Here is a 23,763-nt window from a genome sequence, read left to right as displayed (position 1 = left end):
GTCGAGGACCATCGGCGCAGTCATGCCCGTCAGGCGCAATGCGCCTGTAAAAGTGGTCGTTTTCCAGTGCCCATGCGTCGAAGTCCAGGGACAGCGGCGCTGTTGTCTTCAGCCACGCGGAGAATTAGCAGAAGATCCTTCAGGTTGCTGAAAAGCAAGCCCGCCCTCGTGTGTCCGACGCGCCCGCATCTCTCTCGGCCTATCCACCAAGTTCGCGAGAAACGGGAACAATTAATGAAAAACGCACGGAATTTTAGCCGGAACGCACACGGTTCTTCCTCGTTTTGGCTCTGAGGGAACCATGAAAACGGAGAGAGAACGATGAAAAGGCTTTTGTTACCCGTTATAACAGGCGCGCTTGTTGCCCTGTCTGGCGCAGCTTTCGCCGACACTCCCGTGTCCGCCGCTACCAACCTTAACGTTCGAGCCGGGCCGGGCTCGCAGTATCCGGTCATCGGCGTGCTGCGGGCGGGCCAGACGGCCACACTGAACGGCTGTCTGCAAAACTCGAAATGGTGCACCATCGCCGAGGCCGGTGGTCAAGGCTGGGTCTATTCCGACTACGTCACCGCAGAATTCGGCGGCAATCGGGTGGTCTTAACCGAGCGGCCGGCCGATTCCGGCATCGCGGTTGTGAGACCTCCTCGCGATCAAGGCGGTAATGCCGGAGCCATCACCGGCGGCGCTACCGGAGCAATCGCCGGCGCTATCATTGGAGGACCAGTTGGCGCTGCTGTGGGCGGCGCGGCTGGGGTCGTCGGCGGCGGTGCAGCCGGCACCGTGATCAATCCGCCGGAACAGGTACGCACTTACATCAGCGCGCATCGGGTCAAGCCTGTTTACCTTCAAGGCAAGGTTGTGACCGGCGCGACCCTGCCTGACACGGTGGCCCTACAGAAGATCCCGAACTACCGGTACCGATATGTCTATGTGAACAACCGCCCGGTGCTGGTTGAGCCATCGACGCGCCGCATCGTCTATGTGGTACGCTGAAGCGCCGATCGGTAATGGATACCGACCGTCGGGCGAGCTGCCCGGCGGTCAAGCCGAGGCGGGCTGTTGACCACAACACAATTGGCTCGGCTGTAGATAGCAATCGCCCGTTCACCGTAATAAACCAATCTGATTGACGGCACTGGAGGCAGCGCTCAGCGAGGAGCTGCGCTCCGAGGCCTTGCTGGTGGCCACAGCCTGCTCCAGCCCGCCGCCGGGCCGCAGTCGCTGGACGGTGGACGACGACAGTTCGCCGAAGCGATGACGGCCTCGCGCGACTCACGCGAGGCCGTCATCGCTTAGATTTCAGTTCCCTCGGCCAGCTGGCGAATCACCGCGCTCGGCCTCGGCCAATCCCGCCTCTATCTCCGCGAGCTGCCATTCCTGGCGAGCTACAAAGTCCTCAATGGCTTGGGCTGCCATATAAGAGCGCGAGCGGTCGAGCTTTTCGGCAAGCTGGTCGAGCCTGTTTGTCGTGTCGTCGGAAAGCCGTACTGTAAAAGCGGTCATAACTGCGATTCACCTTCGCAGTGATTATTTATGAAGTGAGTCGTCAAGGTTGCCCTGTTCCAGGGGCGCGGTCGCATACCGGTTCGCGTTGCCCGCACTTCGGGAAGCACGCGGACAGGGCCGTTATTGAACGGCAAAAGGCAGGCGCGAATGCCTGCCTTTCGACTTCAGATTCGAGGTGCCTTAGGCAGCCGCGGCCACCTGCTGGCTGGCAGCCACCACCGCGTCGACCTTGGCGGTCGCCTTGGCGAGAGCAGCGGTCACCGCGTCAGGGCCCATGCCGACGCCTTCGATGCGGATGACGTCGACATCGGTCATGCCGATGAAGCCGAGCACGGAGCGCAGGTAGGGGATCGCGTGGTCCATCTGCACGGCCGCACCTTCGGAATAGATGCCGCCGGAAGCCAGCACGATATAGACCTTCTTGCCGGTGACGAGGCCCTTGGGGCCATTCTCGCCATAGGCAAAGCTCTTGCCGGAACGGGCGACGTGGTCGACCCAGGACTTCAGCGTCGAGGAGATGTTAAAGTTGATGAAGCCGGTGGCCAGGATCACCGTGTCGGCGGCGAACAGTTCGTCCAGCACCGCGTCGGAAACACCGACCACTTCAGCCTGGCGCGGTGTGCGGGCCTCGGCCGGCGTGTAGATGCCGGTCGAATAGTCGGAATCGATGTGCGGCAGCGGGTTGGCGACGAGGTCGCGCACGACGAGCGTGTTCGACGGATCGGCGGCAAGCAGCTTTTCCGCGAATTCGGTGGCAATGCGGGTTGAGTGCGAGGCGGCGCCGCGCGGGCTCGAGGTAACAAGAAGAATGGACATAGCGGGTTTCTCCAGTGGGATGAATTGTCCCGCCAGATATGGGGCTATCAACCAATCAAATAAACTGGTATATTTCCTATACGATCCATCCATAAAATAGATACGATGATGCAGCCCAACCCGACCCTCGACCAGCTTCAGATCCTTGTCGCCGTTGCCGAGACCGGGAGTTTCTCGGCTGCCGGCCGCAAGCTCAACCGGGCGCAATCCGTCATCAGCTACGGTATCGCCAATCTCGAAGCGCAGCTTGGGCTGAAGCTGTTCGAACGCGAGGGCACGCGCGAGCCGCAACTGACCGAGATCGGCCGGGCGACGCTGGAGGATGCAAGGCGCATGATCGGCATGCTGCAGCGCATTCGCTCCCGGGTAGACGGGCACCATCACGGGCTGGAGGCCGAGGTGGCGTTGTCGGTCGACGTGGCGTTGCCGTCTCCGGTGCTGGTCAGGGTGCTCAAGGCATTCGAGGCGCAGTTTCCCGCGGTGATGCTGCGTCTGCATATCGGCTCGCTCGGTCTTATTCCCGACTACGTCGTCAGTGGACAGGCCGATCTCGGCATCGGCGGTCTTCTGGGCGACGTCGACGTGCATCTCGTGCGCATCGGCTTCATGTCCATGGTGCCGGCCGCGGCACCCAGCCATCCGCTGGCGCTGCTGCCGAAGCCGGTCGCGCTTGAGGATGTGCGCGAACACACGCAACTCGTCGTCATCGACCAGTCCGAGCGCACCAAGGGGCGCGACTACGGCGTCTTCGCCTACCGCACCTGGCGCCTGACCGACATGCGTACCAAGCACACACTGATGCGCGCGGGGCTGGGCTGGGGCGGTCTGCCGCGATGGCTCATCGCCGAGGATCTGGCCAATGGCCGGCTGGTTGAGCTCGATCTCGAACCCTACAAGGAGGTGAGTTCGCCGCTTTATGCCATGCATCGCGTCGACCGCAGCCCGAAGCCGGCGGCGGCCTGGCTGATCGACCAGTTCAAGCGTCAGCTTGGCTGCTTCAACGAATTCGAGCCGGGCGAGGTGCCGGAGGATGAGCCCGAGATCGGCAACGCGCAGAGTTGAGGGACGGAAGCGCCACATCTCGCCGTGTCGGCGCCAGCACCCACCCGGACCCGCGACTCCCACGGGAAGGTTGTTTCCCGTCAGGCCCGGGACAGACCGTCGATCAGCGCCAAAAGGACGACCCGGTAGTCTTTGTCGGATCCTCCCGCCTCGATGGCGAGAGCCGCCCGGTCAAAGGCCGAGGCGAGCAGGGCGGTAAGCGCCTCCACCGGCAGCGTCTTCATGGATCGCTCGCGCATTGCCGCGACCAGGCCTTCGCGCAGCGAACGGCTGCCGTGTCGGTTGTCGATCGCATCCATCTCGGCACGGCCGAGCACGGCCGGCCCGTCAAGCAGCAAGAGCCGTGTGCGGCCGGACACGCGCATGGCGGCGAGATAGGCATCCGAACCCGCGAGCAACGCATCGCGGGCGCTGAGCGAGGACGGTGACGCCCAGTCGATCTCCTCGGCCACCGCCTGCGCCTCCTGCTCGACCACGGCGGCAAACAGCGCCTGTTTATCGGCGAAGTGATGATAGAGCGCGCCGCGCGTCACGCCGGCGGCGGCGACGATCTCCGGCGTGCCGGTCTCGGCATAGGATTTTTCCGTAAACAGCTTTCGCGCCGCCGCGATGAGATCGCCGCGTGTCGCTTCGGTGCGGTCGCGGTTGGAGCGGCGTCCGGATTCCTGTTGCATACATACAGCCTGTATGTTATTTGCGTTTACCTGCAGACTGTATGTTAATCGACAGGAGAGCGAAAGATGAAGATATCAAGCTATTACCCTGTGCTGATGACCGGCGATGTCGCCGGTACAGCCGCCTTCTATGTCGAGCACTTTGATTTCCAGCCGCTGTTTACGAGCGACTGGTACGTGCATCTGCAATCGGTCGACAGCAAGCGCGTCAACCTCGGCATCGTCCAGGGCGACCATGAAACGATCCCGCAGGAGGGACGGGGCCGCACCTCGGGCCTGCTGATCAATTTCGAGGTCGCGGATCCCGACGCCGCCTATGCGCGCGCCACCGCCGCCGGACTGCCGATCCTGCGTTCCCTGCGCGACGAGCCCTTCGGCCAACGCCATTTCATCACCAGGGACCCCAATGGGGTGCTGATCGATGTCATCAGGCCCATCCCGCCCAGCGAGGAATTTCTGGCGCGGTATGCGCAGGGAGCGGCCGGGGGTTGAGCGACAGCCTCAGCTTGCCCGCGCCACCGGCGTCACCATCACCTGACTGACGCCGGTGCGGCGCACCACCGTGCACAGCGTCTCGCGGCCGATGCGCTCGGCGTCGAGCATGCGCACGAGATCGTCGACGCCGGTGACCGGGCGCCCGTCAATGGCGGCGATGATGTCGCCTTCCTTGAGACCCGCTTCGGCCGCCGGGCCGTTCTTCTCGACGGTGCGAAGCCGTACCGCCGTGCTGGTCGAGACTTGCGACAGAAGGGCCGCCCGGCGCGGCAAATTGGTGGTGTCGGCCGAGATTCCGATGAAGGCGCGCCGCACCCGGCCGAAGCGGATGATCTCCGAGATGACGAAATTGGCGGTGTTGGAGGCGACCGCGAAGGCGATGCCTTGCGCGCCATGGATCATGGCGGTGTTGACGCCGATGACCTCGCCGGCCGACGACACCAGCGGCCCGCCGGAATTGCCGGGATTGAGCGCGGCATCGGTCTGGATCACGTCGTCAATCAGCCGGCCGGTCGAAGTGCGCATCGAGCGGCCGAGCGCCGAGACGACGCCCGAGGTGACGGTCCATTCGAAACCCAGCGGATTGCCGATGGCAATGGCGATCTGGCCGCGCCGCAGCCGCTTGGAATCGCCAAGCGGCGCCACATCGGCGAAGCTGCCGTCGGCACGCACCAGTGCGATGTCTGTGTCGGGATCGCGGCCAAGCACGCGGCCCTCCCTTGAGGCGCCGTCGGGCATCGAGACGCGCACCGTTCTGGCATCGCCGACGACATGGAAATTGGTGACGACCAGCCCGTCCGGCGCAATGACGAAGCCCGATCCATGGCCACCCTGGCCGCCGATGCGCTCGATGCGGCAGACGGCCGGGCCGATGCGGTCGACAGCGTCGGCCACCGTCATCGAATAGGCATCGAGCAGTGTTTCATCGGATTCGAATTTCCGGGCGGCGAGGGCCATAGGGGGCTCCGTGTTTTCAGGCTTTTTCGTAACTATATGTGCGGAGCAGCCCGACCGGCCGCGACCTGACCAGATGGCCAGTCGAACCGGCAACTAGCCGTCAGGCGAGTATCTCCGGACGCACCGCCGAGCGATATCTGGGCATGAGAAAACCCAGGAGATCATTATGAGCGACTTCAATCTGAATGCATTTTCCGAGGCCATCGCCGATCTCGCCGCCAAGGCGGCGCCCGCTACGGCAAGCTTCGCCACGCATCATCACCGCACGGCAAGCGCCTTCCACTGGGGCGACGGTTATTTCGTCACCGCCGAGGAGGCCGTCGAGGCCGGTGAGGAGATCGAACTGACATTGGCCTCGGGCGAGGCGGTGAAGGCCGAACTCGTCGGCCGCGATCCCTCCACAGGGGTTGCCTTGCTGAAGCCCGCGGATGCGGTCAGCGCGCCTGTCCTTGCCAAGGCGGATCTCGTCCGGCCGGGCAACGTCGCCCTTGCCATCGGCAGCAGCCGGGGCTCGGCGCTGGCCGTTTCCGGCTCGGTCGGCGAAGTCGGCCCTGCCTGGCGCTCGATGCGCGGCGGCACCATCGACCGGCGCATCCACCTGGCCGTCGGCGCCGGCGGCCGCTTCGAGGGTGGCCCGGTGCTGGACGCCAAGGGGGCGCTCATCGGCATGCTTCTGTTCGGGCCACGCGGCCGTGCGTTGGTCATGCCTTACGAGACGATCGAACGAGCAGTGGCGACGCTGCGCGAGAAGGGCCATGTCGCGCGCGGCTATCTCGGGGCCGGCCTGCATCCGGTGCGCGACCGCGACGCGCGCGGTGCGATGGTGATGAGCCTCGACGACGATGGCCCGGCCAAGGCCGCCGGCCTGTCGCTGGGCGACATTATCGTGGCCTGGAACGGCGAGGCCGTGCATGGCCCGCGCGAGCTGATCCGCAGGCTCGGGCCCGACAGCGCCGGCGCATCGGTGACGCTCGGCGTGGTGCGTGGCGGCGAACAGCGCGATGTCCAGCTCACCATCGGCGAAAAGCCACTTTCCTGAGAGGCCAGATGGATATGCTCGCCAGCGAACGGATCATGACCGACAGCGCCGCCTCGCGGCGGCTGGTGGTGCTGATTGCGCTTGGCGACGCGGCCCGTGCCGAGCGCCTGGCGGCCTCGCTTGCCGCCAGCGATGACCTGCTGCCGGTCGTGGCTGGCGGCGGCAGGGCCGACGTTGCCATCGTCGATGACAGGAGCGGTGATACCGTGCCGGCTTCAATTCCACGGGTGCTGCTGTCGGGACGTGCCGGCAGCGAGCGGCCGGCCGGCGAGGTGTTTGCCGTCATGCCCGCGGGCGCGGACGATCTGCTGATTGCCGCGGCGGCGCGGCTGGCGACAGCCGGGTATCGCGTCTCGGGCGATGGCGGCGGCGGGCGCCATGAGGATTTCCATACCAGCGAGGGCGAGTCTTTCGAGGACGAAACCTCCGACGAGCATGCCGTACGCCCAACGCTGTCGCCGCGCGAGGCGGAAGTGCTGGCGCTGCTGGCCGAAGGCGCGCCCAACAAGGTGATTGCTCGGCGGCTCAACATTTCCGTGCACACGGCGAAGTTCCATGTCGCCGCGATCCTGATCAAGCTCGGCGCCGCCAACCGCACCGACGCCATCGCCATCGCCATGCGGCAGGGCCTGGTGCTGGTTTAGCGCCTCAGTCAGATGGCGGGTTCGATATCGGTTAGTCGAAAATCATTGCCCTTGAATAATAACGGCATGACCTCGAGCCGAGCCGCGGCATAGGCGATGCAGTCGCCGAAATTAAGCGCGGCCGGATGTCTGCCCTTGCCATAGCGCAGGAAGGCTTGACGGGCTACCGCCGCATGGTCGGCCGTGAACGGGATCGTATCGATCGAAGCCGCGCTCAGGAAGGCGTCAAGACGATCGGCTATCTCGTCCTGCCAGCCGCCGACCAGCACCATCGTCGTCTCAAGCAGCGTTGGCGCCGCGATCAGCCGTCTCCCGGCGTTGGTGATGGCGCGCACAAATTGATCATGCCCAGGTTCGGCGCGCAGAACCGCGACGAGAGCCGATGAATCGACGATCATCGCGTCGGGATTCCAAGTTCATCGTAACCGAGGATCTCATCTTCGGTCATCGCATTCTCGCGTCTTGGAATCTTGCCGGCATTGTCGGCGATCGCCATCAGGCGCTGGAAGAGACTATCGGGTTCGTCACGCGGCACCAGCCGCTCGCGGGCAATCTCGCGCTCGAGACTCTGGCGGATCGCCTCAGTGACGGACACCCGACGCCGGCGCGCCAACTCGCGCGCCAGTTGTTCGACTTCCACATTCTTGATCGACATTGCCATTCTATAATCTACCTCATTGTATAGAATATATACCATAAAGCCACGGCATCCAACAGGCGTTGGGCGATACCGGCCTCCGTTGCGTCATCGTCCTTGGGACGCCAAGCCCTTGTATCCGGAGCCGCCGCGGGCAAGGATCGTGCAAAGAGGCAACGGAAGCGGAGGAAAAATGTCGCTCAAGGGAAAGACGCTGTTCATCTCCGGCGGGTCGCGCGGCATCGGGCTGGCGATCGCGCTGCGCGCCGCGCGCGACGGCGCCAATGTGACGATCGCCGCCAAGACCGCCGAGCCGCACCCGAAGCTGCCGGGCACCATCTATACCGCCGCTGAAGAAATCGAGCAGGCCGGCGGCAGGGCGCTGCCGGTGCTGTGCGACATCCGCGAGGAGGCGCAGGTGGCCGAGGCGGTTGCCAGGACAGTGGAGAAATTCGGCGGCATCGATATCTGCGTCAACAATGCCAGCGCCATCCAGCTTACGGGCACGCTGGAAACCGACATGAAGCGCTATGACCTGATGCATCAGATCAACACGCGCGGCACGTTCCTGGTCTCCAAAATGTGCATTCCGCACCTGAAGTTGGCTGAAAACCCTCACATCCTGAATCTGGCGCCGCCGCTCGACATGAAGGCCAAGTGGTTCAGGAACCATGTCGCCTACACCATGGCCAAGTTCGGCATGTCGATGTGCACGCTGGGCATGAGCGCCGAGTTCGCCAGGGACGGCATCGCGGTGAATTCGCTGTGGCCGATCTCGACCATCGACACGGCGGCGGTGCGCAATCTCCTGGGTGGCGCCACGGTAGCGGCGATGAGCCGTTCGCCCGACATCATGGCCGATGCCGCGCATGCGATCTTCCTGCGGCCGTCACGCGAGACATCAGGCAATTTCTACATCGATGAAGAGGTGCTGCGCGCCGAAGGCGTGACGGATTTTTCGGCCTACGCGCCAGGCGCGACCGGACCGCTGGCCGGCGACTTCTTCGTGCCGGACGAGGTATTCGCCAATTCGGCTACGAAGGTGAAAAGCATTTATTGAGGGAAATCGCGCGCCGGCAGCGCCGCCTCATCCAACTCCGTCACCTTCTCCCGTATAGGAGCGGTGAGAACGGCTAGGCTCACTCCGTCAAAGCAAAAACCCCGCCGGAGAGGGCCGGCGGGGCGCAATGCGTCCCGCTGGAGTCGGGACGGGGCAGGGAACGCCCAGCCCAGAATCTGGGGTCTGCACGGCGCCGATTCAATGAGCCGGCTCTAATGCCGCTAGAATTCTTCCGTGCCGGAATAAGTCCGAACTCGGGCCCACCCCGGTTTTGCCGGGGTGGGATATTTCTTGCCAGTCTGATTCCAGATGCTGTCTCAAGCCCTGGAAACAGCTCGACTATTGATTGTTGCTCGCCACCGGCGCCACCAGCGAGGTGATGCGGCGGATGGCGACGCGTCGGTTCTCGCGGTTCGGCGCCGAAGTGTTGACCTTGAGATACTCCTCACCATAGCCCTGTGTCGTCAGGTTCTCCGGCGGGATGCCGAAGGCATTGGTCAGCGCTTCGGCCACCGCCTCCGCGCGGCGGTCCGACAGTGCAAGGTTCGCTTCCGGCGTGCCGACGGCGTCGGTGTGGCCTTCGATCAGGAAAGTCTCGGCCGGGTTCTTCTTCAACAGCTTCTCCATGGCGTCGGCGACGCCCTGGAGCTTCTGCACCTCGGTGTCGGAGATCGAGGACGAGCCGAATTCGAAGTTCAGCGTGTCGAGGTCGATGCGCCGGGCAATATCACGCACGCGGGCCGACCGCTTGACCTCGTTGATCGAATAGAGGCGCTGCACCTTCTCCACCGGCGGCTGTTCGAGGAAGGTGTAGTAGTCGTCCGGGCTCTGGACATCCTCGGAATCGAGGATGTAGTCCCGGCGCGGGATGGTCAGCCGCATCGGCGGCAGGTCGTCGCCTGGATCGCGCCAGTCGTTTTCGTCCTGATAGCTCCTCTCGTCGACATAGCTCAGCACATATTCGTGGCCGTCGGGCGCGATGCGCGACCGCTGCAGGATGTCGCCGTAGCGGTTGCGGATGGTGACGATCCGGATGCCATTGTCGCGCTCGACGGTTTCGCGGGTGCGGCCCTGCGGCAGGTCCTCGTAATAGACATCCCTGGCGCCGCGGGTCAGGCGCGGGCGGTCATTGCTCTGGACGAACGTCTGGTCGTTGAGCTGGATGATGACCCGGTCGCCGATCTCCTTGAGCACATCGACGCCCTTGGGACGGCGGCGGTCGCGGATGTTCTCGTCGGGTGCGCGATCGAGGCGCTTGCCCTTCTCTTGCGTCACCGGGACGATCTTTTCGGTCCTGATCTCCTGCTGGGCGGCCTTGTCGTCGGTTGGAGGCGGTCCCTGGTCGACCGGAGCGACCGCAGGCTTCTGCTCTTGCTCGGTGCCTTGCTGGGCGTTCCGGCCACCATTCTGCTGCCCGCCATTCTGGTTGGCGGGCTTTCTGCCGCCCCTGCGCTCGGCATCCTTCTGGCTGTCGAGAATGGGAGCGGCGTTCTTGTCGGCGGGCGCCTCGCCCTGCACTGGGTTCTCGCCCTGTGCGGGCACGGCCTTGCCGTTCGTGGCCGGCTGTTCGCCCGTGGCGGGCTGCTTGCCGGTCTGCGGCTGCTCGCCGGTCGCGGGCTGCTCACCCGTCGCCGGTTGCTCGCCTGCCGGTTTCCTGACGGTCCTCTTCGTCTTGTCCTGCGGCTGTTCGCCTTGGGCGGGAGCCTGTCCGCCGGCAGGAGCCTGCTCGGTCTTCGGCGCCGGCTGTTCGGCCGGGGCTTCCTTCTTGGTCGGCAAAGGTGTGGCCTCCGGCGCCGGTTGGTTCGTCCCAGCCGGCTTCTTGTGCTTTTCCGGCTTCTGTCCGGGCTCGGCGGCGGGCGCCTGCTCGGTAGGTGCTGTCTCGATCTGCTGGTCCTGCTTGCGCTTCTTGCGCGGGTTCTCGACCGGCTGGTTGTCATTGGCGGGTGCTGTCTGGCCGGCCGGCGCCTGCTCGGTCTGTTGTTGCTGCTGTTGGTCGCGCTTCTTCCTGCGCGGCTGCTGCTCATCGGTCGCGGGAGCGGCCTCGCCGGCGGGTGCCTGCTCGGTCTGTTGCTGCTGGTCGCGCTTCTTCCTGCGCGGCTGCTGCTCGTCGGTTGCGGGAGCGGTTTCAGCGGCGGGCGCCTGCTCGGTCTGCTGCTGCTGTTGGTCGCGCTTCTTCTTGCGCGGTTGCTGCTCCTCGGTCGCGGGAGCGGCCTCAGCGGCGGGAGCTTGCTGGGTCTGTTGCTGTTGCTGGTCGCGCTTCCTGCGCGGCTGTTGTTCCCCGGCGGCGGGAGCGGCCTCGCCGGCTGGCGCCTGTTCGGTCTGTTGCTGCTCGCGCTTCTTACGCTCGGGCTTCTGCTCTCCCTGCTGCTTCTGGGCGCAGGCTTCGGCTGATTCGCCCTCGGCGCAAGCCGCCTGGGCGAGGATGATTGGTACGGGGCCGCGTTGCAGGGAGCCGAACGCGGCGCTTCCCTGAAGCGGGGATGCGCCTAACGGCGCGGATGCCATCAACAGGCCAAGTGCGGTGCCTGCCAGAATCCGTGGTTGGCGTTTCATTGAAAATTCTCCTTGTGGGGTCCCATCCTTGCCGAAAACCGATTTTAACGAAATTGGTTCCAGCTGCCCATGGGTAGGGGCCGTACAGGGCGATTGGCCGGCCTTTTGAAGGCAACTTCGTGTCATTCGGCTGGGGTGTAGCCCCATTGCGGCCATTGCGATGCTTGACCTTGGCGATTGCTGGGGCCACATCCCCGGGATGGAAACACCGTTCTGGAAAACAAAGACGCTGGAGGCGATGAGCCCAGCCGAGTGGGAATCGCTCTGCGATGGTTGCGGCAAATGCTGCCTGTCGAAGCTCGAGGACGAGGATACGGGCGAAATCTACTGGACCAGCGTCGGCTGCCGGCTGTTCGATGCGCGGACTTGCCGTTGCGCCGACTACGCCAACCGGCTGGCGCGCGTTCCCGATTGCGTCGGCCTGACGCCGCAGAACGTGCGTACCATCAGCTGGCTGCCCAGCACATGCGCCTACAGGCTGGTTGCCGAGGGCCGCGATCTCTACTGGTGGCACCGTCTGGTGTCGGGCAGTGCCGAGACCGTGCATGAGGCCGGCATCTCGATGCGCGGCCGGGTCAAGGCGAGCGAAACCGACCTCGCCGAGCCGGAGGATTATTTTGACTATATGCTCGACGACGAGCCCTGAGGCGGTGTCGGCAAGGCGCGCCGGAACCACGCAGGGCAGGGCGTTTGAGGCGCATCGTTCGAAAAACCGGCTGAGATTTCCTTTTCCCGCCACATGAACCGCAGATGAACGGCGGGTTCGTAAATAGTTCAGACAGGCGAGTGCATTCTCCCACCATCGGTTTCACGAGGACGGGCACAAGCCCGCAACAAGGAGAGAAAACCATGTACACCATGATCAAGACGGCGGCCCTTTCGGCGCTGGTCGGCCTCGGCACGCTGGCCGCCATCCCCGCCCATGCCGACAGCCTCTATCTGGGCTTCGGCAACAACCAGGATCCGCGCTTCGGCGTCTATGCCGGTGATGATGGCTATCGCTACCGTCGCGACGAGCGCCGCGACGACTGGCGCCGGGGCTGTTCGCCAGAGCGTGCCCTCGACAAGGCCGACCGCATGGGGCTGCGCCGTGCCCGCATCGTCGACGTCAGCCGCCGCACGGTCAAGGTCATGGGCCGCCAGTATGGCGACCGCGTCGTCATCGTGTTCGCCAATGAGCGCGGCTGCCCGATCATCAACCGCTGAAACCTTTTGATAGCAGAGCCCCCGTCCCATCCGACGGGTGCGGCTCGAAAAAACCCCGCGGAAGCGATTCCGCGGGGTTTTCCGTTCGCGATGGGGGTGTCTCCGTCGCCGGCAGCGCCGGCGACGGACACTGCCCTCGTTCGCGCGTTACTTCAGTTCAAACGTGACGGTGACCTGGACGTTGTAGGAATTCTCGCCGGCCTGCACCGGAGCCGCGCCGGCCGCGGCGTCGAAAGCCTTGGCGTTGATCGGCATCGGCATCGGCCTGATGTTCTGATCGGTGATTTCGAGCACCCGGCCGAGGCTGACGCCGGCGGCCTCGGCAAGCGTCTTGGCCTTGGCCATGGCATCGGTGACCGCTTTCTTGCGGGCTTCGCTGACGGTGGCCGACGGATTGTCGTTGGTGAAGGCGATGCCGCCGCCCTGGTTGACGCCGAGCGAAACCGCCTTGTCGAGGATCTCGCCTGTCTTGTCGACGTCGCGCACGCGCACCGAGAGCGTGTTGGTGACCTGATACGCGACGAGCTCGGCCTCCTGGCTGCCGTCCGGCTTGTTGGTGTAATTGTAGCGTGGATTGGTCTGGATGCCGGCGGTCTGCAGGTCGCGGTCCTTGATACCGGCCGCCTTCATCGCGGCGATCACCGCGGCCATGGCGTCGTTGTTGGCGTCGAGCGCCGCACGTGCGGTCTTGGCTTCGCGCATCACGCTGAGCGTCAGCACCGCCAGATCGGGAGCGACGGTTGCCTCGCCTTCGCCGGACACGATGATGCGGGGCGGCGTCGGCAAATCGGTGGCTCCAGCCATCGCCGGAAAAGCGATTGCAGCGGCGAGCGCGAGAGGCAAAAGGTGTCTGGTCATGAAAATCTCCTTGGTCCGCGATCCTGTCGCGGATGCTCAACTAGGGCGCGAATATGGGCTGATTTGGGCGATCTGTGAAAGCCCGCAGGGAAAGCCTTGTGCCGTCGAAGGAAAAACATTAATCCAGCCCGCGTGGGGCCTGTAGCTCAATGGTTAGAGCCGGCGGCTCATAACCGCTTGGTTGGGGGTTCGAGTCCCTCCGGGCCCACCATTATCGTTATTTATCAATGGCTTACCGGTAGGTTCGCCAACAGGTTCGCCAAGCAGCGGCCTGCGGGTCACGAGCCGCACCACGCGATCCATGCCCTGAACCGCCAGGCGGACCTGCGATGCCTCGCGTGAATAGAGTTCAGCGTGATCGATGTCGTCGTGCCCCAGCACATCCATGATTTGCCTGGTCGAGACCTCTGCCTCGGCGAGATAGACGCCAAGTGACTTTCTCAGCCCGTGCAGCGTCAGCCCTTTCGCAAGCCCTGCAAGCTTGCACCAGTGCGCCATGGTCCCGGTCAGGGATTTGGCGGAGAAGGGCTGGCCATAAGCGGTCACCAAGACGGTTTGGCCGCGCTTGTCCGTGGCATCAAGGATCTCGGCAAGCATGGGGGTAATCGGTACGAAAAGCCGCTTGCCACCGGTCCTGCTCCTGTTTTTTGCCTGGACGATGTCGAAGCCGTCGAAATGACGCTCCTGGCCATCGATCATGACCTTGCGCGTCACCCTCTGGTCCCACCGCAAATCGGCAACATCGCCGCGACGATTGCCTAGCCAAGGCGCCAACCCATAACAGGTGCGCGCAGCCGTCCCCAGCGGCCAGCGCTGCTCAAACTTCTGCATCGCTTCGTGAGGCCAAGCCTTCCAGCCGTATAGGCAGGCCGCCACTCGACCGCTGCGGTAGGTGTTTAGTCTCAGGCGCACAGGCCGTTCGCCACTCGACGGGCAAGGCAAGCCTTATCCGCTCATCCACTTGGAATATGGTCGCTAACCATCAATCCTGATAACTCATAACGCCGAATTTTATGGGTTCACGCCCTAAAACGCTGCCCTTCAATTCTCGTCCCAGGTCGGGTGGCAGTTTTTATGGGATAGTTGTCATTGCGGCGAACCTCCGTGAAGCCGGATATTCCATCATGAGATGACAGAGCGGCGCTTTCGCACCCAATCCGATCGCCGGCTCAGTTTTCCGCCTGCCATTCAATACGGGAGGGAGCCATGAACGATATTTCCAATGCGTCGAACTCTGTCCGGCTTGCTCTGCTGGAAGGCCAACTGGTCACGGGACAAATCGATCGTCGGGTTTTCCTGGACGGCGCGACGCAACTGGGCCTGTCGGGCCCGGACGCCGACGAGGCGGCGCAGAAGTTCATGGCCATCGGAGCCAACCAGACCGCGCTCCGATCGCGATTAAGGAAGAGTTACGAATACATCGTGGTTGGGGCCGGCGCGGCGGGCGCTGCGGTGGCTCGCCGCTTGGCCGAGGATACTCTCAACAACGTGCTGCTTCTCGAGGCAGGCGGCGATGACCTCAGGCCAGGAATTCTCATGACCGAATCCTGGTATCTCAACCAGGGCACCGACGTTGATTGGGCGTACGAAGCCGCGCCGAGCGCTGGCGTCAACCAGCGCTCGATCAAGCACGCCTCCGGCAAGGCGCTCGGCGGCGGAACAAGCATCAATGGCATGGTGTGGGCACGCGGCCACAAACACGATTTCGACTCCTGGGCCAAGGCAGCAGGCGATGAGGACTGGGGCTATCGACATGTGCTGGAAATCTACAAGCGCATCGAGGACTGGCATGGTGCCCCGGACCCGGAGCGCCGTGGCCGGGGTGGAGAAGTATTCGTCCAACCGGCACCGGACCCCAACCCGCTCGCGCCGGCCTTCCTCAAGGCGGCCGAATCTTTGGGGATACCTGTCTTTGAGGATCAGAACGGCATCATGCAGGAAGGTTCCGGAGGCGCCGCCATCTCGAACGTCCGCATCCGTGACGGCCGCCGTCTGAATGCCGCTGCTTCCTATCTTTACCCGGTGATGGACCGACCGAACCTTACAGTGTTGACGAACGCGTTCGTCAATCGCTTGTTGGTCGACGGCAACGTGGTCACCGGGACCGAATTCGAATGGCAGGGTGAAATTCACCGAATAGCGACTTCACGGGAAGTGGTTCTTTCGGCGGGCGCCATTCAAACACCGAAGATCCTGTTGCTTTCCGGTATCGGCGATCGTGCCGAACTTGACCGGTTTGGAATTCCATTGGTTTCGCACTTGCCTGGCGTTGGACGGAACCTTCAAGACCATCCCATCATCGGGTCAGCGCTATGGGAACCGCACGAGCCTATGGTGGTCCGTAACAATGCCGCCGAAGCCAATCTGTTCGTCAAAAGCAGCGCCGACTTGGCCACTCCCGATCTTCATATATTCCAGATCGAAGTTCCCTATGTCTCCGAAGTCACTGCGAAATATGCCGTAAACGGCGCCTGGACGATTGCACCTGGCCTGGTTCGCCCAGCGAGCCGTGGCTTTATTGAACTTAAATCGACCGATCCACGCGTGCCGCCGAAAATACACTCTAACTTCCTGTCGGACCCGCGTGATCTTGCGGCCTTGCGACGTGGCATGCAACTGGCCCGCGATCTCGGGAATTCCGAAGCGATGAAGCCATTTGCCAAGCGCGAGCTTCTGCCCGGCGATCGTGCTGGGGAGGAATTGGACAATCTCATTCGCGACGGCGCGACCTCCATGCATCACCCCACGAGCACCGCCAAGATGGGGCAAGACGATGCTTCTGTCGTTGACTCAAAGCTGAAGGTTTATGGCGTCGACAATCTTCGCATCGCCGACGCGTCGATCATGCCCGACATCATTACCGGCAATACCCAGGCGCCCAGCATAATGATTGGTGAACGCTTGGCCGAAATCCTTATCAGGTGACGCCGCAGTGATTTCGGAAGGATCGAAGAAGATGAGCACAGTCACAAATCTCGCATTCTTCCGCGCTCGCCCAGGGCGGACGCATGAGCTGGGGATGGCGCTGATGGCCCTTGTCGAGCCTACACGGAGTGAAGCGGAGTGTCTGACCTACAACCTGCACCAGTCCGTCGAGGATCCCGACGTTTGGTTCGTTTACGAAAACTGGAAGACAGCCAGCGGATTGGAGGCCCACATGCATGCGAAACATATCCGAAAGTTTCTGGCAGCGGCACCGACACTGATCACCGGCGACATCGAGTTGCGCAGATTTTCCATGATTTCGGCGTCCACGACGCGAGCTTAGGGCGCATGACGGACAGAGATCGACAACCAATCACAGGGGACAAGATGCGCTTCACGGGAAAGAACATCGTCATTACAGGGGCCAGTGGCGACCTTGGTCTAGCAATCGCCGAGCGGCTGATATCGGAGGGAGCAAACGTGCTCGCCGTGGTGGAGCGCGAGGAAGAACGCACCAAGCTGGACAAGATTTCGCCGCAGGGCGTATTGGAGTCCTTTGTCGCCGACGTCACAAACACCGAGCAGGTAAAAGCGTACGCCGAAAAGGCTTTCTCGCTGTGGGGTGCGATCGACGGGTTCGTCAACAATGCCGGCATCCAGACCCGTGTTCGTCCGATTGTCGGGTTTCCGGAAGCGGATTTTGACCGGGTCATGGCTGTCAACGTTCGCGGCGTCTTTCTCGGGATGAAGTACGTTTTCCCGCGAATGCGCGACGGAGGCTCAGTGGTGAACATGTCGAGCGCACTTGGCGTCGTCGGGGGAGCCGGCATCGTCGCCTATGTCGGTTCAAAACACGCAATTGTTGGCATGACGAAGACCGCTGCCCTCGAAGTTGGAAACCGCGGCATTCGGGTCAATGCGTGCGCTCCGGGTCCAATAGCAGGATCCATGACATTCAAGCTTGCCGAGGAAGTGTTCGCTGGATCCGACAAGACGTTCGCCGAGACCGTGCCGCTCGGTCGCCACGGCACACCGGAAGACGTGGCCGGGCTGGTGGCTTTCTTGCTGTCCGATGATTCCCGCTACGCGACAGGCACTGTTCATGCCGTGGATGGAGGTTTCACTACCCCATAATCAACACCTGTTGAGCACGCCCCATCAGCTTTCGGAACACGCCACAGGCGGCGCAGGAAAATAGGCGACAAAGTCGCTTGGCCGGTGTCGCGGCGACGGCTTGAACCGGCCAACTACGCAAAAGACAGCCGGATCATTGCGAATTGAGTTGGCAGCCGTCGCCGGCTTTGTTTGATCTCGCCAACGAACTGTTTCTGGTGGCAAAACGGCGGCGATACTCACGAGGCGGAATGTTAAGGACGCGCACAAACGCGGCCCGCATTTGCTCTTCGCCCCGATATCCGCAAGTCTCGGCGATCCCTTCGATCCGATCGTCGCTTTCTTCAAGAAGGCGTCGCGCTGCGTCAAGGCGTATTGCCTCCACCGCCTTGGCGGGAGTCCGCCCGCGTTTTTGGGTGTAAACACGGGTAAAATTCCTCAAGCTCATGTGCATACGCTCCGCAAGCGCCTCGACATTCAGCGAGGTGGTGAGGTTCTCGGCGATCCAACGGTCGAGTTCGATGAACGCATCAGAATCCGCTTCTCCTTGAGTCGCGAGAAGCGCGCTGTACTGCGATTGACCGCCGGCGCGTTTGAGATAGACAACAAGCATACGCGCCACGCTCATTGCCGCCTCACGACCGCAATCGTCCTCGATCAAAGCCAAGGCCAGATCAATCCCGGTAGTTACTCCGGCGGACGACCAAACACGTCCGTCGCGGACAAAAATGGCGTCGGGTTCCACGGTTATTTCGGGATACCGTTGGGCAAGCAATTTCGCGTGCATCCAATGAGTGGCGGCGCGTCTACCCTTCAACAGGCCTGCCGCGGCGAGCAAGAAACTGCCGACGCAGACGGAACATACGCGGCGGCATCGCGGGCCCGTTCTTGCCACCCACTTGATGAGATCGACATCACGCGTGACGTCATCGACCAGAAACGCCCCGGGCACAATCAGCGTATCGATCTTCACACGATAGAGGGATTTGATGGATTGCGCGACAAGCGGCACTCCGTCGGCCGTGGCTACCTGGCCGCCTTGCGAAGAAACAACGGTGCATTTGTAGCGGATGCGGTGGTCGCCTCCGAACTCCGAGAATACACGGAACGCCTCCAGCGGTCCGCCCAGATCCAACAGCGATACACCCGGATAAACAGCAAGGACGACGTGCCTTTCCTCAGTCAAGCGTGTGGCCACGTTTTGTTTCCTTGCATCTGGGGCATCGTATCGGCGTAGTTGATCGGGGCGGACACTACGGGTCGTGTCCGCTCGATGTGAGCTTCACCTAGGTTTCCAGCCATACCTCTTCGAAGATCGTTTCCTGCATGGGATGGGTGCTATAGTTTTTCACCGCCTGTGCAGAGTGATTGAAGATCTTGCGCCAGTAAGCCTGAACGAGGACACCGGAGTCCTGAAGGATCTTCTCGACATCCTTCATAATCGCGCGCCGCTTCTCTACGTCGGGGGTAGCCATCGCCTGAGATAGTTTCTCGTCAAATTCCTTGTTCGAGAAACCGGACTCGTTCCAAGCTTCGCCAGAGCGGTAGGCAACCGCCAGCACCTGTACGCCGAGCGGCCGCATCGACCAGACGGTGAGCGAGAAGGGATATTTCGTCCAATCGTTCCAGAAGGTCGAGCCTGGCAGAACAGTCCGCTTCACTTTGAAGCCGGCCTCGCGCATCTGCGCCGCGATCGCATCGCCGGTGTTCTTCTGCCAATCCTCGTCGACCGTGATGATCTCGTGCTCGAAGTTCGCCTGACCGGCCTCGGCCATCAGCGCTTTCGCCTTCTCGATGTTCCTCTCCATCTTGGGAAGCGGCGCGTATTCAGGATGGATGCCGCACACATGGTGGTTTTCCGCCACCTCGCCAAGATTGTTGTAGCCCAGGCTAAGCACCGCTCCATTGTCGACCGCGAGTTGGACGGCATTGCGCACCCTCTGGTCGTCATATGGCTTGTTGTTGACGTTCATGCGGGCCGTCAGAGTGCCGGCGGTCAAAATCTCGCTGCGCACCAGCCCCATCTTGTCCAGGATCGCCACATAGTCGCCGGTGGTCTCATAGTTGGTATGGATTTCACCCGCCTCGAAGGCGCTGATCATGGCGTTGGGGTCGTTGCCGTAGTCGATGAATTCGATGCCATCGAGATGAACCTCGCCGCCCCACCAGGGCCCGCCGTTCTCGCGCCGCTTGTAGACCGCGTGCACCGCGGTTTCGTAGGAGACGAGTTCGAACGGTCCGGTGCCGATCGGGTTCTTCACGAAATCCGAACCCATCTTCTCGAAGTCGCGATGCACGATGAGGGCCGGATAGTCCGAAAAGGCGGGGATGATGGAAATGTCCGGCACCGACGGTTTCAGCTTCACCGTATGGTCGTCGACCCTGGCGATGGCGCTGTTCCGGGCCTTGCCTGTCGCCGGGTCGATCAGGCTGGCCATGCGCGCGGCCATGGAATTGCCTTGCGCAGATTTTTCGCACCAGCGTTCGAGGTTGAAGATGACGTCGTCGGCGTTGAAATCGTCGCCGTTGTTCCATTTCACACCCTTGCGCAGATGCAGCACGTACTCGGTCGCATCGTCGTTCACGTCCCATTTTTCGAGAAGCATGGGCTTGAAGGTGAAATCCTTCGTGTATCTGACCAGCGGCTCCAGGACCTGGCGGGCGAGGTTGCCCATTTCGCCCCAGTCGAAGCTGCGTATATCCTTCATCTCCTTGACCAGCATGGCCACCTTGATGACGCCGCCTTTCTTCGGCTGTGCCGCCGCCGCCGCAGGGGCCGCGAGACCGATCATGCCGTAGGCGACGGCTGTCGAAAGCCCGAAGACGCTGGCGAGCGCCAGGAATTCGCGGCGATCCATGCGTCCCTCAGCGGCCTCCACCGCCATCCGCTGGACAGTTTCGGGAACAGGTTTGTCGTTGCGTCTCAGAAAGCCCATCTCTTCCTCCCATTGGCCGTCAGGCCCGTTTCATCAGCCATTGCCCGTCAGGAGACGGGCGTCGCGCCACCCTCTTCGGTGCGGCGCGCGATAAATTCGTCGAGGATTTCGGCCGAGGCCGCAGCCGCAGGAAACGCTCGAGCGTCCGCTCCAGATGCCGTTGGCGCGTACGGTTGCCGGGCGCGAACTGGTCTCCGGCGAAGTGCCGAAATTCGAAATGTCGAGAACTGGCGGCTCGTCGAAAGCGGCGGGGTTCGGATCGGCATTTCAAAACGCGGAAGCCTGCGGCCGCATGGCAATGTTGAGCCGGCGGCGAATTCATCCCGACCGATCCGGACCACATCCGTCCAACCGGGGTCGGCGGGGTGATACGACACCAAAGCGCCGGCGACCCTGCCTCCGATAGCGACTGCTCGATAATGTGACGTCAATCCTGCCTCCCAAGATCAGGACGATCGCTATTGGACATATATGTACAATGATTGGACAGATATGTCTAGCCCTGCTTGCGTCGTGTTTTGGGCTGTGTCATTCGTCAGTCATGATCAAGCTGATGCCGCAGAAAGAGACCGCCCCCGGCAATGTCAAGGTGACGCGCTGGGAGTGGATCAATCTGGCTCTGGAGGTGCTGGTCACCGAGGGCGTGGAAAGCGTACGCGTCCTGCAGATGAGCGAGCGGCTCGGCGTGTCGCGATCGAGTTTCTACAATTATTTCGAGAACCGCCAGGATCTGCTGAATCGCCTGCTGGAGCACTGGCGTGACACGAACACCAGGGCGATAGTCGAACGGGCGGCAAGGCCTGCCCAGACCATCATACGTGGTGTGATGAACGTCTTTGAGTGCTGGGCGGACGAGAGTCTGTTCGACCCGCGCTTCGATTTCGCTGTGCGCGAGTGGGCACGCCGCTCCGCCGAAGTGCGCAGGATCATTGACACGGCGGATGATGAGAGACTGGGCGCCATACGCGACCTTTACCTGCGTCATGGCTACAGTGAAGAAGACGCTCTCATTCGGGCGCGGGTGCTCTATTACATGCAAATAGGCTACTATGTGCTCGACGTGAAAGAGCTGGCGGAGACTCGCCTTGGCCACCTTGCGGCCTATCTGCGCAGCTTCACGGGTCAGGAACCAAGCGACGCCGACGTGGCCCATTTTTCGGCCTTTGTCATGCAGGCGCGCAATCACAATCGGATGTGAGACCCGCCACGGAGTCAAGGCGGCGTCGCACCACTGCAAGCGCCAGTTCCGATCACCGAGATTGCGGGCCGCAAACTCGGTCTCGAGCCAGGCTCTGCGATCAAAAGCGCGACCCGGACGGCGTTCTGACCAAAAAGAAACTTGGCGAGGGTCATCGTCCTCCTTGGTGCACTTTTCGCGCGGGGCGTCCGGTAGTCCAAGACAATGCGGCGAACATCTGAGAGGTGATGGCGGCTCGCAGTCATCAGAACGCAATCGAGCACATCAGGCAAAAATGGCGGAATCTCTGGGATTTACGGCATTTCAGAGGTCTTACCGCCCGAGGTAGAAGTAGACCTTGAGAGATCGCTGCAAGGGCTCGGTGCTGACGCCGAGTCCGTCGCAAACGGCCAGGCGGAGGAAGTGTGATTGACTTGGCAGATAAGCTTTTGATCGGTCATTCGGCGAAATAGGCCCGCTATCTTCACGGCGCAAGCATCGCAGGCCGTTGCTCGCGAGACTACAGCCGAAGATATTCCCAAGACGAAGACCACGTAAGCAACGCAAAAGTCGCTCTGCCGCCAACCAATTAAAACGTGGTGTCGCGTTGTGTGCGTCAAGTTCTGCAAAAAGGGGGCGGCCATGAGGCTGGTCATGCGGCTTGGCGCAGAGCGAGCTTCTTGTGCTCGCGCAGGTCGTCCATGTTGATGTAGCGGTTGGCCTCCATCCAGTTTTCGTTGGTCTCGACGGCCAGCGCCCTGACCAGGCGCAGGCAGCTTTCGGTGTTCGGGAAGATGCGCACGACATAGGTGCGGTGCCTGACCTCTTCGTTGAGGCGTTCGAGCATGTTGGTCGACTTCAGGTGCTTGTGGTGCTGGCGCGGCAGGCGGAAGAAGGTCAGCGTATGCTCGATGGTCTCCTCCACCCACGTCGTCAGCCGCGGATAGCGGCCCGACCATTTGGCAAGCCACGCGGTGAGATCGGCCTTGGCTTCGGCGAGATCGCGCCGGTCATAGAGCCAGCGCAGCTCCTGCAAGCAGTCGTCGCCATGTTTCCTCGGCAGATGATCGAGTGCGTTCCTGAGGAAGTGCACGTAGCAGCGCTGCCAGGCCGCTTCCGGGATCACCTCGCCGATCGCCGCGACCAGGCCGGCATGATCGTCGGACACGACCAGTTCGACGCCCCTGAGACCGCGCGCCTTTGAGCGCGACGAGGAAGTCCTTCCAGGCCGAGCTCGCGATTGGCCATCTCCACCGCCAGGATCTGGCGCCGGCCGTCCCAGTCGATGCCGACCGCGATCAGCACCGCCTGGCTCATGACGATGCCGGCCTCGCGCACCTTCTCGTAGCGGGCGTCGAGGATGAGGTAGGCAAAGGGCTCTTGAAGCGGCCGCTCGGCGAAGGCCTTCAGGCTCTCGTCCAGCCGCTTGTTGATGGCCGAGATCGACGAGGCGGAGAAGGCGTGACCGCACAGCTCTTCGGTGATCGCCTTGACCTTGCGGGTCGACACGCCCTGCACATACATCTCCGCCAGCGTCGCCACCAAGGCGCGCTCCTAACGCTGGTAGCGCTCGAACAGCTCGGTGGAGAAGCGGCCGGCCCGGTCCTGAGGAACCCGCAGCTCAAGCTTGCCGACACGGGTGACAAGCGTGCGGCCGTAATAGCCCGAGCGATAGCCCAGACGCTCCGGCGTGCGCTCCCCTTTCGAAGCCCCCAGCGCCTCCTCCATCTCGGCCTCGAGCACCTCCTGCATCACCGCACGGATCACTTCGTGCAAACCCTCTGGGTTCGAAAGCAGAATGTCTTTGACGGCGGCGCTGGCAGTCTTATTTTCAGTCTTGGTCATGGGGGCGTTCCTTCGCGGGAATCAGGTGACGTTGAACATCACCAGCCTGCCATGACCGCCCTCTCTCAGCGAATTTGCAGAACTCTCAGCACACTACCCATATTCCGCAAATGACAGGCACGATCCTGGCAATGGTGGCACGGTGTCTTTGCGGCACCCGGGCAGCTCTGCGGCAATCGGCGAAGACATTCAGGATCCAGGTCCGTCACTGATCGCAACGCGCGCTAATCTTGCTTCCGGGCAGGTCTTTAGGAGCCTCT

General features: G+C 62.5%; 22 protein-coding genes, 1 tRNA gene and 2 pseudogenes. 13 read left to right on the top strand and 12 right to left on the bottom strand.

The features are described from left to right. Window positions 1-321 precede the first annotated feature (321 nt). On the top strand, window positions 322-993 hold the full coding sequence (locus FJ958_RS25390; protein ID WP_140746750.1) for a DUF1236 domain-containing protein: 672 nt from the start codon (window positions 322-324) through the stop codon (window positions 991-993). A 306-nt stretch (window positions 994-1,299) separates the two neighbouring features. On the opposite strand, the gene FJ958_RS25385 is transcribed toward FJ958_RS25390, so the two are convergent. Both FJ958_RS25385 and FJ958_RS25380 read right to left on the bottom strand, forming a co-directional pair. Further along, the gene (locus tag FJ958_RS25385; RefSeq protein WP_140746747.1) at window positions 1,300-1,503 is read right to left on the bottom strand and encodes a CopG family ribbon-helix-helix protein; all 204 of its coding nucleotides are present in this window, start codon (window positions 1,501-1,503) and stop codon (window positions 1,300-1,302) included. A gap of 183 nt (window positions 1,504-1,686) precedes the next feature. Next, on the bottom strand, window positions 1,687-2,322 hold the full coding sequence (locus FJ958_RS25380; protein ID WP_140746744.1) for an FMN-dependent NADH-azoreductase: 636 nt from the start codon (window positions 2,320-2,322) through the stop codon (window positions 1,687-1,689). 108 nt (window positions 2,323-2,430) lie between these two features. Here FJ958_RS25380 and FJ958_RS25375 point away from each other — a divergent pair, with 108 nt between their 5' ends. After that, window positions 2,431-3,384, top strand: a complete 954-nt coding sequence (locus tag FJ958_RS25375; RefSeq protein WP_140746775.1) for a LysR family transcriptional regulator — start codon at window positions 2,431-2,433, stop codon at window positions 3,382-3,384. A gap of 80 nt (window positions 3,385-3,464) precedes the next feature. Here the strand turns inward: FJ958_RS25375 and FJ958_RS25370 are convergent, their stop codons facing one another. Next, on the bottom strand, window positions 3,465-4,058 hold the full coding sequence (locus FJ958_RS25370; RefSeq protein WP_140746741.1) for a TetR/AcrR family transcriptional regulator: 594 nt from the start codon (window positions 4,056-4,058) through the stop codon (window positions 3,465-3,467). Between the two features lie 66 nt (window positions 4,059-4,124). Between FJ958_RS25370 and FJ958_RS25365 the strand changes: the two genes are divergently transcribed. Beyond that, complete coding sequence (locus tag FJ958_RS25365) at window positions 4,125-4,550, top strand: VOC family protein (RefSeq protein ID WP_140746738.1); 426 nt, start codon at window positions 4,125-4,127, stop codon at window positions 4,548-4,550. A 9-nt stretch (window positions 4,551-4,559) separates the two neighbouring features. On the opposite strand, the gene FJ958_RS25360 is transcribed toward FJ958_RS25365, so the two are convergent. Next, window positions 4,560-5,510 carry a trypsin-like peptidase domain-containing protein gene (locus FJ958_RS25360; protein WP_140746736.1) on the bottom strand — a complete coding sequence of 317 codons (951 nt, stop codon included), beginning with the start codon at window positions 5,508-5,510 and terminating at the stop codon, window positions 4,560-4,562. A gap of 166 nt (window positions 5,511-5,676) precedes the next feature. Between FJ958_RS25360 and FJ958_RS25355 the strand changes: the two genes are divergently transcribed. Together FJ958_RS25355 and FJ958_RS25350 are read left to right on the top strand one after the other, a co-directional pair. Continuing rightward, window positions 5,677-6,549, top strand: a complete 873-nt coding sequence (locus FJ958_RS25355; RefSeq protein ID WP_140746733.1) for a S1C family serine protease — start codon at window positions 5,677-5,679, stop codon at window positions 6,547-6,549. An 8-nt stretch (window positions 6,550-6,557) separates the two neighbouring features. Beyond that, window positions 6,558-7,193, top strand: coding sequence for a helix-turn-helix transcriptional regulator (locus FJ958_RS25350; RefSeq protein ID WP_140746730.1), 636 nt, complete (start codon window positions 6,558-6,560; stop codon window positions 7,191-7,193). 8 nt (window positions 7,194-7,201) lie between these two features. Here the strand turns inward: FJ958_RS25350 and FJ958_RS25345 are convergent, their stop codons facing one another. Then, complete coding sequence (locus tag FJ958_RS25345; protein ID WP_140746727.1) at window positions 7,202-7,591, bottom strand: type II toxin-antitoxin system VapC family toxin; 390 nt, start codon at window positions 7,589-7,591, stop codon at window positions 7,202-7,204. Continuing rightward, window positions 7,588-7,854, bottom strand: a complete 267-nt coding sequence (locus tag FJ958_RS25340) for a type II toxin-antitoxin system VapB family antitoxin (RefSeq protein WP_140746724.1) — start codon at window positions 7,852-7,854, stop codon at window positions 7,588-7,590. The genes FJ958_RS25345 and FJ958_RS25340 overlap by 4 nt, the downstream gene beginning before the upstream one ends. Before the next feature lie 169 nt (window positions 7,855-8,023). Between FJ958_RS25340 and FJ958_RS25335 the strand changes: the two genes are divergently transcribed. Further along, window positions 8,024-8,890 (top strand): NAD(P)-dependent oxidoreductase, encoded by an 867-nt coding sequence (locus tag FJ958_RS25335; protein ID WP_140746721.1) that lies wholly within the window; start codon window positions 8,024-8,026, stop codon window positions 8,888-8,890. Between the two features lie 339 nt (window positions 8,891-9,229). Here FJ958_RS25335 and FJ958_RS25330 read toward each other — a convergent pair whose 3' ends face one another. After that, window positions 9,230-11,443, bottom strand: coding sequence for an OmpA family protein (locus FJ958_RS25330; protein ID WP_140746718.1), 2,214 nt, complete (start codon window positions 11,441-11,443; stop codon window positions 9,230-9,232). A gap of 199 nt (window positions 11,444-11,642) precedes the next feature. Here FJ958_RS25330 and FJ958_RS25325 point away from each other — a divergent pair, with 199 nt between their 5' ends. Then, the gene (locus FJ958_RS25325) at window positions 11,643-12,089 is read left to right on the top strand and encodes a YcgN family cysteine cluster protein (protein ID WP_140692496.1); all 447 of its coding nucleotides are present in this window, start codon (window positions 11,643-11,645) and stop codon (window positions 12,087-12,089) included. Between the two features lie 203 nt (window positions 12,090-12,292). Beyond that, window positions 12,293-12,649 (top strand): hypothetical protein, encoded by a 357-nt coding sequence (locus FJ958_RS25320; protein WP_140746715.1) that lies wholly within the window; start codon window positions 12,293-12,295, stop codon window positions 12,647-12,649. A gap of 147 nt (window positions 12,650-12,796) precedes the next feature. Here FJ958_RS25320 and FJ958_RS25315 read toward each other — a convergent pair whose 3' ends face one another. Then, window positions 12,797-13,507, bottom strand: coding sequence for an SIMPL domain-containing protein (locus tag FJ958_RS25315; RefSeq protein WP_140746712.1), 711 nt, complete (start codon window positions 13,505-13,507; stop codon window positions 12,797-12,799). A gap of 135 nt (window positions 13,508-13,642) precedes the next feature. Here FJ958_RS25315 and FJ958_RS25310 point away from each other — a divergent pair. Continuing rightward, window positions 13,643-13,718 (top strand) — tRNA-Ile (locus FJ958_RS25310). A 71-nt stretch (window positions 13,719-13,789) separates the two neighbouring features. Here the strand turns inward: FJ958_RS25310 and FJ958_RS25305 are convergent. Beyond that, a pseudogene (locus FJ958_RS25305) lies at window positions 13,790-14,281 on the bottom strand (tyrosine-type recombinase/integrase); the annotation flags it as partial. 432 nt (window positions 14,282-14,713) lie between these two features. On the opposite strand from FJ958_RS25305, the gene FJ958_RS25295 reads away from it, so the two are divergent. From FJ958_RS25295 to FJ958_RS25285, 3 genes are read left to right on the top strand one after another with little or no spacing between them, the layout of a single operon-like run. Next, complete coding sequence (locus FJ958_RS25295) at window positions 14,714-16,432, top strand: FAD-dependent oxidoreductase (protein ID WP_140746709.1); 1,719 nt, start codon at window positions 14,714-14,716, stop codon at window positions 16,430-16,432. A 31-nt stretch (window positions 16,433-16,463) separates the two neighbouring features. Further along, entirely contained in the window at window positions 16,464-16,775 is a 312-nt protein-coding gene (locus FJ958_RS25290) for a putative quinol monooxygenase (protein WP_140746706.1), read from the top strand. Window positions 16,776-16,819: 44 nt separating this feature from the next. Next, the gene (locus FJ958_RS25285) at window positions 16,820-17,566 is read left to right on the top strand and encodes an SDR family oxidoreductase (protein ID WP_181176517.1); all 747 of its coding nucleotides are present in this window, start codon (window positions 16,820-16,822) and stop codon (window positions 17,564-17,566) included. Window positions 17,567-17,699: 133 nt separating this feature from the next. Here FJ958_RS25285 and FJ958_RS25280 read toward each other — a convergent pair whose 3' ends face one another. Beyond that, window positions 17,700-18,743, bottom strand: a complete 1,044-nt coding sequence (locus FJ958_RS25280) for a GlxA family transcriptional regulator (protein ID WP_210243475.1) — start codon at window positions 18,741-18,743, stop codon at window positions 17,700-17,702. A gap of 88 nt (window positions 18,744-18,831) precedes the next feature. Further along, window positions 18,832-20,481 carry an ABC transporter substrate-binding protein gene (locus tag FJ958_RS25275; RefSeq protein ID WP_140746700.1) on the bottom strand — a complete coding sequence of 550 codons (1,650 nt, stop codon included), beginning with the start codon at window positions 20,479-20,481 and terminating at the stop codon, window positions 18,832-18,834. Window positions 20,482-21,022: 541 nt separating this feature from the next. Here FJ958_RS25275 and FJ958_RS25270 point away from each other — a divergent pair. Further along, window positions 21,023-21,679 carry a TetR/AcrR family transcriptional regulator gene (locus tag FJ958_RS25270; protein ID WP_140746697.1) on the top strand — a complete coding sequence of 219 codons (657 nt, stop codon included), beginning with the start codon at window positions 21,023-21,025 and terminating at the stop codon, window positions 21,677-21,679. 631 nt (window positions 21,680-22,310) lie between these two features. Here the strand turns inward: FJ958_RS25270 and FJ958_RS25265 are convergent. Next, window positions 22,311-23,503: pseudogene (locus FJ958_RS25265) on the bottom strand (IS256 family transposase). Between the last annotated feature and the right edge of the window lie 260 nt (window positions 23,504-23,763).

The sequence above is a fragment of the Mesorhizobium sp. B2-3-5 genome (genome assembly GCF_006442395.1).
GTDB lineage: Bacteria > Pseudomonadota > Alphaproteobacteria > Rhizobiales > Rhizobiaceae > Mesorhizobium.
This window is presented reverse-complemented; position numbering and strand designations above follow the sequence as displayed.